Origin of the sequence: Bacillus sp. CD3-5, assembly GCF_006349665.1 — a bacterium.
Taxonomy (GTDB): Bacteria; Bacillota; Bacilli; order Bacillales; family Bacillaceae_G; genus Bacillus_A; species Bacillus_A paranthracis.
This window is the reverse complement of the sequence record NZ_VEPX01000008.1, coordinates 215392-227012: the sequence shown is the minus strand read 5'-3', so window position 1 is coordinate 227012 and position 11621 is coordinate 215392. Positions and strand designations below refer to the sequence as shown.

The following is an 11621-nucleotide window of genomic DNA, read 5'->3' as shown; positions in this document are numbered from 1 at the left end:
CCTAAAGTGTAACGGAGGCGCCCAAAGGTTCCCTCAGAATGGTTGGAAATCATTCGTAGAGTGCAAAGGCATAAGGGAGCTTGACTGCGAGACCTACAAGTCGAGCAGGGACGAAAGTCGGGCTTAGTGATCCGGTGGTTCCGCATGGAAGGGCCATCGCTCAACGGATAAAAGCTACCCCGGGGATAACAGGCTTATCTCCCCCAAGAGTCCACATCGACGGGGAGGTTTGGCACCTCGATGTCGGCTCATCGCATCCTGGGGCTGTAGTCGGTCCCAAGGGTTGGGCTGTTCGCCCATTAAAGCGGTACGCGAGCTGGGTTCAGAACGTCGTGAGACAGTTCGGTCCCTATCCGTCGTGGGCGTAGGAAATTTGAGAGGAGCTGTCCTTAGTACGAGAGGACCGGGATGGACGCACCGCTGGTGTACCAGTTGTTCTGCCAAGGGCATAGCTGGGTAGCTATGTGCGGAAGGGATAAGTGCTGAAAGCATCTAAGCATGAAGCCCCCCTCAAGATGAGATTTCCCATAGCGTAAGCTAGTAAGATCCCTGAAAGATGATCAGGTTGATAGGTTCGAGGTGGAAGCATGGTGACATGTGGAGCTGACGAATACTAATAGATCGAGGACTTAACCATATAATATGTAGCAATGTTATCTAGTTTTGAAGGAATATGCCTTCAATAGTTTGGTGATGATGGCAGAGAGGTCACACCCGTTCCCATACCGAACACGGAAGTTAAGCTCTCTAGCGCCGATGGTAGTTGGGACCTTGTCCCTGTGAGAGTAGGACGTCGCCAAGCAAAAACCTAAGTCGTTTCGACTTAGGTTTTTTTGTGTTTATTTTTATATATCAAATGTCATAATCCGTAAATTTAGTAATCGTAATGAGAGAAAAGAATGAAAATGAGGCTATTGAGGGTAACTGTTATTTCTTACTACAAGTATATATTTTACATAATGAGAGTAAGAAAAGCGGGATGATATAAGAATGAAAATAAGTATTCAATCATTACAGTAATGAATGCGATACAAAGGAATAGAAACGATATGCTTTATTCCGCATTAACGGGCAGTAAGACCCCCACCTCAAATTTCAGCGGAAGCAAAGAAGCTAGGTGTGGGATCAACTGCCCGTAAAAGCCCGATTGTTGAAGGTTGATTAAAGTTTCACTTTATATAAAAGCATACGGAATTAATATACAAACCGTTTTGTGTATGGTAGATCTCTAGAAATATATATTCTAATTGCTTATCCTTCTTGCATATAGTTACAATTATTCTTTTGAATATAACTAAAACACGAACGTTATTGATGAGTAATAAAAAAACATTCGATTATTTGTTGACATTGTTTATGAAATATTGTTAATATAGCCATAGAAAGAATAATATATAAGACCTCATATAATCGCGGGGATATGGCCTGCAAGTCTCTACCTAACGACCGTTATTCGTTAGACTATGAGGGAAAGTCACTCGGTATTTTTCTATTCACAAGGGATACGTATGCCTGAGTAGAGCGCTTTCTCTCATAGTAAAAGAGAAAATGTTCTATTTCAGGCTTTTTTTATTTGAATCGGGGGGATTCTAATATGAAATCACTAGTTGGAGTCATAATGGGAAGCACGTCAGACTGGGAAACAATGAAATATGCTTGTGACATTTTAGATGAATTAAATATACCGTATGAGAAAAAAGTTGTATCCGCTCATCGGACTCCGGATTATATGTTTGAATATGCAGAGACGGCTCGTGAACGTGGATTGAAAGTTATTATTGCTGGAGCTGGTGGAGCAGCGCATTTACCAGGAATGGTTGCAGCGAAGACGAATCTTCCTGTAATCGGAGTTCCAGTTCAATCAAAAGCGTTAAACGGCTTAGATTCATTATTATCCATCGTCCAAATGCCAGGAGGGGTTCCAGTTGCAACTGTTGCAATTGGTAAGGCTGGTTCAACAAATGCTGGTTTACTTGCTGCACAAATACTTGGATCATTCCATGATGACATATATGATGCATTAGAATTGAGAAGAGAAGCAATTGAAAAAGATGTGCGCGAAGGTAGTGAGCTAGTATGACGAGAATCATTTTACCTGGAAAAACAATCGGTATTATTGGAGGCGGCCAGCTAGGAAGAATGATGGCATTGGCAGCTAAGGAGATGGGATATAAAATTGCTGTTTTAGATCCTACAAAAAACTCACCATGTGCACAAGTTGCTGATATTGAAATTGTTGCATCATATGACGATTTAAAAGCAATTCAGCATTTAGCGGAGATCAGTGATGTTGTCACATATGAATTTGAGAATATTGATTATAGATGTTTACAATGGCTTGAAAAACATGCTTACTTACCGCAAGGCAGTCAGTTGTTAAGTAAAACACAAAATCGTTTTACAGAAAAGAATGCGATTGAGAAAGCAGGATTACCAGTAGCAACGTATAGATTAGTTCAAAATCAAGATCAGCTTACTGAAGCAATCGCTGAATTATCATATCCTTCCGTCTTAAAAACGACGACAGGCGGATATGATGGGAAAGGGCAAGTTGTTTTAAGAAGTGAGGATGACGTTGATACAGCGCGAGAGCTTGCGAATGCAGCAGAGTGTATTTTAGAGAAATGGGTGCCTTTTGAAAAAGAAGTATCAGTTATTGTCATTCGTAGTGTAAGTGGTGAAACGAAAGTATTTCCGGTAGCGGAAAATATTCATGTAAATAACATTTTGCATGAATCCATCGTTCCGGCTCGCATTACAGAAGAACTTTCTCAAAAAGCTATTGCTTATGCAAAAGTGCTTGCGGATGAACTAGGACTTGTGGGAACACTAGCGGTAGAGATGTTTGTTACAGCTGATGGTAAGATTTACATTAATGAATTAGCACCAAGACCTCACAATTCAGGACACTATACACAGGATGCATGTGAAACGAGTCAATTCGGCCAACATATTCGAGCAATCTGTAATTTACCTCTTGGAGAAACAAATTTGTTAAAACCAGTTGTCATGGTAAACATTTTAGGCGAACATATAGAAGGGGTCCTAAGACAAGTGAATAGATTAACCGGGTGCTATTTACACTTGTATGGAAAAGAAGAAGCAAAAGCGCAGCGAAAAATGGGGCATGTTAATATTTTAAATGATAATATTGAAGTCGCTCTAGAAAAAGCGAAGAGTTTGCATATTTGGGACCATCAAGAACAACTGTTGGAGGGAAAAAGATGATTAGTCGTTATACACGCCCAGAAATGGGTGCAATTTGGACGGAAGAGAACAAATTTAAAGCATGGTTAGAAGTTGAGATTTTAGCTTGTGAAGCATGGGCTGAGCTTGGCGATATTCCGAAAGAAGATGTTAAGAAAATTCGTGAGCATGCATCATTTGATATTGATCGTATTTATGAAATTGAAAAAGAGACACGTCATGACGTAGTTGCATTCACTCGTGCTGTATCAGAAACACCAGCATTAGGCGAGGAACGTAAATGGATTCATTACGGTTTAACATCTACAGACGTAGTAGATACAGCGTTATCTTATATCTTAAAACAAGCGAATGAAATCATATTAAAAGACTTAGAAAACTTCGTAAGTATTTTAGCTAATAAAGCAAAAGAGCATAAATACACGATCATGATGGGAAGAACACACGGTGTTCATGCAGAACCAACAACATTCGGTTTAAAACTTGGTCTTTGGTATGAAGAAATGAAACGTAACGTAGAGCGTTTCAAACAAGCTGCTAATACAGTTCGTGTTGGTAAATTATCTGGTGCGGTTGGTACATATGCAAATATCGATCCATTCGTAGAAAAGTATGTTTGTGAAAACTTAGGATTAGAAGCAGCACCAATTTCAACACAAACATTGCAACGTGATCGCCATGCTCATTACATGTCAACACTTGCATTAATCGCAACGTCTATCGAAAAGATGGCAGTTGAGATTCGTGGTTTACAAAAGAGTGAAACACGTGAAGTTGAAGAAGCTTTCGCAAAAGGTCAAAAAGGTTCTTCTGCAATGCCGCATAAGCGTAATCCAATTGGATCTGAAAATATGACTGGTTTAGCTCGTGTTATCCGCGGTTATATGATGACAGCTTATGAGAATGTTCCATTATGGCATGAGCGTGATATTTCTCATTCTTCAGCAGAACGCGTAATTTTACCAGATGCTACAATCGCGTTAAATTACATGCTAAATCGCTTTGGTAATATCGTTAAAAACTTAACTGTATACCCAGAGAATATGAAACGCAATATGACAAGAACATACGGCTTAATTTATTCTCAGCGCGTAATGCTTACATTAATCGATAAAGGTATGGTGCGTGAAGAAGCTTACGATATCGTACAACCTAAAGCGATGGAAGCGTGGGAAACACAAGTACAATTTAAAGAGCTTGTAGAAGCTGATGAGCGTATTACGAGCAAGTTAACACAAGAAGAAATTAATGAATGCTTCAACTATGAGCATCATATGCAACACGTTGATACAATCTTTGAACGCCTCGGATTAAACGAAGCGTAAAATTTCATATGGCACAGAATAGAGTCATTCTGTGCCATTCTTTATAAAAAAATTATTCACATTTTTCAAACTACAGGGGGCTTGCGAAATGCAAAAGCTAGAATTGCTGTATGAAGGTAAGGCAAAAAGAATTTATCGTACAGAATCAGCAGATATGGTTTGGGTAGAGTACAAAGATAGTGCGACTGCTTTCAATGGGGAGAAAAAAGAGACGATTACAGGAAAAGGTCGTTTGAACAATGAGATTACAACTTTATTGTTCAGAAAGTTACAAGAAGTAGGAATTAAAACACACTTTGTTGAGAAGCTATCTGAAACAGAACAACTTGTTAAAAAAGTGAGTATTATTCCTTTAGAAGTTGTCACAAGAAATGTAATTGCAGGAAGTCTTTCAAAACGATTAGGAATGGAAGAGGGAACTGTACTTGCAGAACCAATCGTAGAATTTTACTTCAAAGATGATGATTTAGGAGATCCGCTTGTAACGGAAGATCATATTCGTGTATTAAACGTTGCATCGCCAGAGCAAGTAAGCGTATTACGAGATATGGCTCTACAAATCAATCAAGTGTTGATTGATCATTTCGCAAGCTGTCGTGTAAGATTAGTAGATTTCAAATTAGAGTTTGGTGTAACGGATGAAGGAGAAATCATTTTAGCAGATGAAATTTCACCAGATACTTGCCGTTTATGGGATGAAACGAGCAATGAGAAGTTTGATAAAGACGTATTCCGTCGTGATCTTGGAAATTTAACAGATGCTTATGAAGAGATTTTAAAACGTTTAGGGGGAATTTCACATGTATAAAGTTAAGGTATATGTAACATTAAGAGAAAGCGTATTAGATCCACAAGGAACAGCAGTAAAAGGAGCACTTCATAGCCTTTCATTCACAGAAGTACAGGATGTTCGAATTGGAAAATACATGGAACTAACAATTGATAAATCGGTAACTGACTTAGATAGCAAGGTAAAGGAAATGTGTGAAAAACTATTAGCAAACGTTGTAATGGAAGACTTCCGTTATGAAGTTGAGGAGGTTGTCGCACAGTGAAATTTGCCGTAATAGTATTTCCAGGTTCGAACTGTGATGTCGATATGTTCCATGCAATTAAAGATGAGCTTGGCGAAGAAGTAGATTACGTTTGGCACGATACAGAGAATTTAGATGAATATGATGCAATTCTACTACCAGGTGGTTTCTCTTACGGTGACTACTTACGCTGCGGTGCTATTTCTCGCTTTGCAAATGCAATGAAAGCAGTACAAAAAGCTGCTGAGCAAGGAAAGCCAATTTTAGGTGTATGTAATGGATTCCAGATTCTTGTTGAATCAGGATTATTACCAGGAGCATTAATGAGAAATGAAAACTTAAAATTTATGTGTCGAACAGTTCAGTTACGTGTTGAAAATAATGAAACGATGTTTACATCACAATATGAAAAAGATGAAGTAATCAATATTCCAATTGCACATGGTGAGGGGAATTACTATTGTGATGAAGAGACTCTTAAACAATTAGAAGAGAATAATCAAATCGCATTTCGTTACGTAGAAAACCCGAACGGAAGCGTTTCAGATATTGCTGGTATTGTAAATGAAAAAGGAAATGTACTTGGTATGATGCCACACCCAGAGCGTGCTGTAGATGAACTACTTGGCGGTGCTGAAGGGTTAAAAGTCTTTCAATCTATCTTAAAACAGTGGAGGGAAACATATGTCGTTAATGCTTGAACCAAATCCAACACAAATTAAAGAAGAGCGCATATATGCGGAAATGGGGCTAACAGACGAAGAGTTTGCCATGGTTGAAAAGATTTTAGGTCGTCTGCCAAATTATACAGAAACAGGTTTATTCTCTGTAATGTGGTCAGAACATTGTAGTTATAAAAATTCAAAACCAGTGCTTAGAAAATTCCCAACAACAGGTGAGCGCGTCTTGCAAGGACCTGGGGAAGGTGCTGGAATTGTAGATATCGGTGATAATCAAGCGGTTGTATTTAAAATGGAAAGCCATAACCATCCTTCTGCTATTGAACCATATCAAGGAGCAGCAACAGGCGTTGGTGGTATTATCCGTGACGTATTCTCTATGGGAGCACGTCCAGTAGCTCTATTAAACTCACTTCGATTTGGGGAATTACAATCACCACGTGTGAAATATTTATTCGAAGAAGTAGTAGCAGGGATTGCAGGATACGGTAACTGTATCGGTATTCCGACTGTTGGCGGCGAAGTACAGTTCGATCCATGTTATGAAGGAAATCCACTTGTAAATGCAATGTGTGTAGGCTTAATTAACCACGAAGATATTAAAAAAGGGCAAGCGCACGGTGCTGGAAATACAGTAATGTACGTAGGAGCATCAACTGGTCGTGACGGTATTCACGGTGCAACATTCGCATCTGAAGAGTTATCTGAAAGCTCAGAAGCGAAGCGTCCAGCAGTTCAAGTAGGAGACCCATTTATGGAGAAACTTCTTATTGAAGCTTGCTTAGAACTTATTCAATCAGATGCACTTGTTGGAATTCAAGATATGGGGGCAGCTGGTTTAACATCATCTTCTGCAGAAATGGCAAGTAAAGCAGGAATGGGTATTGAAATGTACTTAGATGATGTACCACAGCGTGAAACAGGAATGACACCATATGAAATGATGCTATCTGAATCACAAGAGCGTATGCTAATAGTTGTGAAAAAAGGTAGAGAGCAAGAAATAGTAGATTTATTTGAGAAGTATGGTCTTGCAGCCGTTACGATGGGGAAAGTAACGGAAGACAAAATGCTTCGTTTATTCCATAAAGGTGAAATGGTAGCTGAAGTGCCAGCAGATGCCCTTGCAGAAGAAGCGCCAATTTATCATAAACCATCAAAAGAAGCAGCATACTTTGCTGAATTCCAGCAGATGAAAATGGAAACACCAAAAGTAGAAAATTATAAAGAAACGCTATTCGCTCTATTACAACAACCGACGATTGCAAGTAAAGAGTGGGTTTATGATCAATATGATTATCAAGTTCGCACAAGCACAGTTGTTACACCAGGTTCAGATGCAGCGGTTGTACGTGTACGCGGTACAGAAAAAGGATTAGCAATGACGACAGACTGTAACTCTCGCTACATTTATTTAGATCCAGAAATGGGCGGTAAAATTGCAGTAGCAGAGGCAGCACGTAATATCGTATGTTCTGGCGGGGAGCCACTTGCAATTACAGATTGCTTAAACTTCGGTAACCCAGAAAAACCAGAAATCTTCTGGCAAATTGAGAAATCAGTAGATGGTATGAGTGAAGCTTGTCGCACATTACAAACACCAGTTATTGGCGGAAATGTATCAATGTATAACGAACGTAGTGGTGAAGCGGTATACCCAACACCGACAGTTGGGATGGTTGGACTTGTACACGATTTAAAACATGTAACAACACAAGAGTTTAAGCAAGCTGGCGATTTAGTTTATGTTATCGGAGAGACGAAAGCTGAGTTTGGTGGAAGTGAATTACAGAAAATGCTTCACGGCAAAATTTTCGGCAAATCACCAAGTATCGATCTAGACGTAGAATTAAAACGTCAAAAACAAGTATTAGCAGCAATTCAAGCTGGCCTTGTTCAATCTGCACATGACGTTGCTGAAGGTGGTTTAGCAGTTGCGATTTCAGAAAGTGCAATTGGTGCTAACGGCTTAGGTGCTACTGTGAAATTAGACGGGGAAGCAACAGCGGCATTATTTGCGGAATCACAATCTCGCTTCGTGATAACTGTAAAACGTGAAAATAAAGAAGCGTTTGAGAAAGCGGTAGAAGCAATTCAAGTTGGAGAAGTAACAAATACAAATGAAGTGACAATTCATAATGAAGAAAATGAAGTGTTACTTACAGCAAATGTAGATGAAATGAGAAAGGCTTGGAAAGGGGCAATCCCATGCTTGCTGAAATAAAGGGGTTAAACGAAGAATGTGGCGTTTTCGGAATTTGGGGGCATGAAAATGCGGCACAAGTTTCATACTACGGATTGCACAGTTTACAGCACCGTGGACAAGAAGGCGCAGGCATTGTCGTAAATAATGGAGAAAAAATCGTCGGTCACAAGGGGTTAGGCTTAATATCAGAAGTGTTTTCAAGAGGAGAGCTAGAAGGATTGAACGGAAAATCAGCAATCGGACACGTACGATACGCGACGGCTGGTGGAAGTGAAGTGGCTAACGTTCAACCATTACTATTCCGTTTTTCTGATCATAGTATGGCATTAGCTCATAACGGGAATTTAATTAATGCAAAAATGCTTCGCCGTGAATTAGAGGCAGAGGGAAGTATTTTTCAAACAAGTTCAGATACAGAAGTACTTTTACATCTTATTAAACGTAGTACGAAAGATTCGTTAATTGAAAGTGTAAAAGAAGCTCTAAATAAAGTGAAAGGTGCGTTTGCATATCTTTTACTAACTGGAAATGAAATGATTGTTGCGCTAGATCCAAATGGATTCCGTCCCCTTTCAATTGGAAAGATGGGAGATGCTTACGTTGTAGCGTCTGAAACATGTGCTTTTGATGTAGTAGGTGCAACATACATTCGTGATGTAGAACCGGGTGAATTACTTATCATTAATGATGAAGGAATTCACGTAGATCGTTTTACAAATGATGTAGAACATGCAATTTGCAGTATGGAATACATTTACTTCGCACGCCCAGATTCAAATATCGCTGGTGTTAATGTCCATGCAGCACGTAAAAACATGGGGAAACGTTTGGCGGCAGAAGCTCCTATTGAAGCTGATGTTGTTACTGGTGTACCAGACTCTAGCATTTCAGCAGCAATTGGTTATGCGGAGGCGACAGGCATTCCATATGAGTTAGGATTAATTAAAAATCGTTACGTTGGACGTACGTTTATTCAACCTTCTCAGGAACTGCGAGAGCAAGGGGTTAAGATGAAGCTTTCAGCAGTAAGAGGTGTAGTTGAAGGGAAACGAGTTGTTATGATTGATGATTCTATCGTACGAGGAACAACGAGTAAACGAATTGTTCGTATGCTTCGCGAGGCTGGAGCGACAGAAGTTCACGTAAGAATAGCTTCACCACCTTTGAAATATCCATGTTTCTATGGCATTGATATTCAAACGAGAAAAGAATTAATTGCAGCAAATCATACGGTAGAAGAAATTCGTGAAATGATTGGTGCAGACTCATTAACATTTTTAAGTGAAGATGGATTAGTAGATGCAATTGGACGTCCATATGAAGGGAAATACGGTGGCCTATGTATGGCGTACTTCAATGGAGATTATCCAACAGCTCTTTATGATTATGAGCAAGAGCTTTTAGAAAGTATAAAATAAGAAGAAAAAAGCTTCTACTTCTTTTTGATGTAGAAGCTAGCTTCTTTCTTAAAACGGCCCGCACAGGATAGGGAGAAATTAAAAGACGAGGTGTAGATAACGATGGCGAATGCATATAAGCAAGCAGGAGTAGATATTGAAGCTGGATATGAAGCGGTATCTCGCATGAAAAAACACGTACAAACAACAATGAGAAAAGAAGTACTAGGCGGTTTAGGCGGTTTTGGAGGTATGTTTGACCTATCAAAATTTGCATTAGAAGAACCTGTATTAGTATCTGGAACAGATGGCGTGGGAACGAAATTGATGCTCGCTTTTATGGCAGATAAACATGACACAATTGGTATTGATGCGGTTGCAATGTGTGTAAATGATATTGTTGTGCAAGGAGCAGAGCCGCTTTTCTTTCTTGATTATATTGCTTGTGGTAAAGCTGAACCTAGTAAAATTGAAAACATCGTCAAAGGTATATCAGAGGGCTGTCGCCAAGCAGGCTGTGCTTTAATTGGTGGAGAAACAGCTGAAATGCCAGGAATGTATTCTACAGAAGAATACGATTTAGCTGGTTTTACAGTTGGGATCGTTGATAAAAAGAAAATTGTAACAGGTGAAAAAATTGAAGCTGGTCACGTATTAATTGGCTTAGCATCTAGCGGTATTCATAGTAACGGTTATTCTTTAGTACGAAAAGTATTACTAGAAGATGGAGAACTATCTTTAGATCGCATTTACGGACGCTTAGAGCTACCTCTTGGTGAAGAATTATTAAAACCAACGAAAATTTATGTCAAACCTATTTTAGAACTATTGAAGAAATATGAAGTATACGGTATGGCACATATTACAGGTGGCGGATTCATTGAAAATATTCCACGTATGTTACCAGAAGGAATCGGTGCAGAAATTGAATTAGGATCTTGGGAAATTCAGCCGATCTTTAGTTTACTTCAAGAAGTTGGCAAGTTGGAAGAGAAAGAAATGTTCAATATTTTTAACATGGGTATTGGTATGGTAGTAGCGGTGAAGGAAGAAGATGCAAAAGATGTTGTTCGTCTTCTTGAAGAGCAAGGAGAAACTGCTCGTATTATTGGACGCACTGTACAAGGAGCTGGCGTTACTTTTAATGGAGGCACAGCGCTATGAGTAGATTAGCAGTTTTTGCTTCTGGAAGCGGATCTAACTTTCAATCTCTCGTTAATGCAGTAGAAGAAAAAAGATTGGATGCGGAAATTAGTTTATTAGTATGTGATAAACCAGAAGCACGCGCTGTTGGGCGAGCACATTATCATCATATCCCGTGTTTCGCTTTTTCAGCGAAAGCATATGAGTCAAAAGAAGCGTTTGAAAAAGAGATATTAAAGAAGCTAGAAGAGTATGAAATTGATTATGTTATTTTAGCCGGATATATGCGTTTAATTGGACCAACTTTACTAGAAGCTTACGGCGGAAGGATTATTAATATTCATCCATCACTATTACCGAGTTTTCCAGGGAAAGATGCTGTTGGTCAAGCGTTAGAAGCAGGTGTGAAAGTAACTGGAGTAACGATTCATTATGTAGACGCAGGTATGGATACAGGGCCAATTATTGCACAAGAAGCAGTAGTTGTTTCTGAAGGGGATACGAGAGAAAGCTTACAAACGAAAATTCAACAAGTTGAACATAAGTTATACGTAAATACAGTGAATCAAATTGTTCAATCTACGAAAGAACCAACTGTTAACTAACATACAATCAGGGGTGAAGGGTAA

10 protein-coding genes, 2 rRNA genes and 1 riboswitch are annotated in these 11621 nt (G+C 39.3%); all 12 genes read left to right on the top strand.

From position 1 onward, the window contains the following. Positions 1 to 637, top strand: a 23S ribosomal RNA gene (locus FH036_RS17235); the annotation flags it as partial. 49 nt (positions 638 to 686) lie between these two features. After that, positions 687 to 802 (top strand): 5S ribosomal RNA (gene rrf, locus FH036_RS17230). A 580-nt stretch (positions 803 to 1382) separates the two neighbouring features. Next, a riboswitch (purine riboswitch) is annotated at positions 1383 to 1484 on the top strand. Between the two features lie 110 nt (positions 1485 to 1594). After that, the gene (gene purE / locus FH036_RS17225; protein ID WP_000839371.1) at positions 1595 to 2080 is read left to right on the top strand and encodes a 5-(carboxyamino)imidazole ribonucleotide mutase; all 486 of its coding nucleotides are present in this window, start codon (positions 1595 to 1597) and stop codon (positions 2078 to 2080) included. Continuing rightward, entirely contained in the window at positions 2077 to 3228 is a 1152-nt protein-coding gene (purK, locus tag FH036_RS17220; protein WP_000196794.1) for a 5-(carboxyamino)imidazole ribonucleotide synthase, read from the top strand. The genes purE and purK overlap by 4 nt, the downstream gene beginning before the upstream one ends. Further along, positions 3225 to 4532: an adenylosuccinate lyase gene (gene purB, locus FH036_RS17215; protein WP_000625677.1), complete on the top strand. Its 1308-nt coding sequence runs from the start codon at positions 3225 to 3227 to the stop codon at positions 4530 to 4532. The genes purK and purB overlap by 4 nt, the downstream gene beginning before the upstream one ends. Positions 4533 to 4620: 88 nt before the next feature. Further along, positions 4621 to 5340, top strand: coding sequence for a phosphoribosylaminoimidazolesuccinocarboxamide synthase (gene purC, locus FH036_RS17210; protein ID WP_001170542.1), 720 nt, complete (start codon positions 4621 to 4623; stop codon positions 5338 to 5340). Then, positions 5333 to 5587 (top strand): phosphoribosylformylglycinamidine synthase subunit PurS, encoded by a 255-nt coding sequence (gene purS / locus FH036_RS17205; RefSeq protein ID WP_000278826.1) that lies wholly within the window; start codon positions 5333 to 5335, stop codon positions 5585 to 5587. The genes purC and purS overlap by 8 nt, the downstream gene beginning before the upstream one ends. Then, positions 5584 to 6267, top strand: a complete 684-nt coding sequence (purQ, locus tag FH036_RS17200) for a phosphoribosylformylglycinamidine synthase subunit PurQ (protein WP_000666779.1) — start codon at positions 5584 to 5586, stop codon at positions 6265 to 6267. Before purS ends, purQ begins: the two co-directional genes overlap by 4 nt. Beyond that, complete coding sequence (purL, locus tag FH036_RS17195; protein WP_000055576.1) at positions 6251 to 8470, top strand: phosphoribosylformylglycinamidine synthase II; 2220 nt, start codon at positions 6251 to 6253, stop codon at positions 8468 to 8470. Before purQ ends, purL begins: the two co-directional genes overlap by 17 nt. Further along, a complete protein-coding gene (purF, locus tag FH036_RS17190) occupies positions 8455 to 9870 on the top strand; it encodes an amidophosphoribosyltransferase (protein ID WP_000879024.1) in 1416 nt (471 codons plus the stop codon). The genes purL and purF overlap by 16 nt, the downstream gene beginning before the upstream one ends. A gap of 102 nt (positions 9871 to 9972) precedes the next feature. Next, positions 9973 to 11013 (top strand): phosphoribosylformylglycinamidine cyclo-ligase, encoded by a 1041-nt coding sequence (gene purM / locus FH036_RS17185; RefSeq protein ID WP_001262432.1) that lies wholly within the window; start codon positions 9973 to 9975, stop codon positions 11011 to 11013. Further along, the gene (purN, locus tag FH036_RS17180) at positions 11010 to 11597 is read left to right on the top strand and encodes a phosphoribosylglycinamide formyltransferase (RefSeq protein WP_000088582.1); all 588 of its coding nucleotides are present in this window, start codon (positions 11010 to 11012) and stop codon (positions 11595 to 11597) included. The genes purM and purN overlap by 4 nt, the downstream gene beginning before the upstream one ends. Positions 11598 to 11621: the final 24 nt, after the last annotated feature.

Bases quoted from the DNA above. Each gene is read 5' to 3' on its own strand.
- purE (WP_000839371.1), top strand. From the start codon at position 1,595: ATGAAATCACTAGTTGGAGTCATAATGGGAAGCACGTCAGACTGGGAA.
- purK (WP_000196794.1), top strand. From the start codon at position 2,077: ATGACGAGAATCATTTTACCTGGAAAAACAATCGGTATTATTGGAGGC.
- purB (WP_000625677.1), top strand. From the start codon at position 3,225: ATGATTAGTCGTTATACACGCCCAGAAATGGGTGCAATTTGGACGGAA.
- purC (WP_001170542.1), top strand. From the start codon at position 4,621: ATGCAAAAGCTAGAATTGCTGTATGAAGGTAAGGCAAAAAGAATTTAT.
- purS (WP_000278826.1), top strand. From the start codon at position 5,333: ATGTATAAAGTTAAGGTATATGTAACATTAAGAGAAAGCGTATTAGAT.
- purL (WP_000055576.1), top strand. From the start codon at position 6,251: ATGTCGTTAATGCTTGAACCAAATCCAACACAAATTAAAGAAGAGCGC.
- purF (WP_000879024.1), top strand. From the start codon at position 8,455: ATGCTTGCTGAAATAAAGGGGTTAAACGAAGAATGTGGCGTTTTCGGA.
- purM (WP_001262432.1), top strand. From the start codon at position 9,973: ATGGCGAATGCATATAAGCAAGCAGGAGTAGATATTGAAGCTGGATAT.
- purN (WP_000088582.1), top strand. From the start codon at position 11,010: ATGAGTAGATTAGCAGTTTTTGCTTCTGGAAGCGGATCTAACTTTCAA.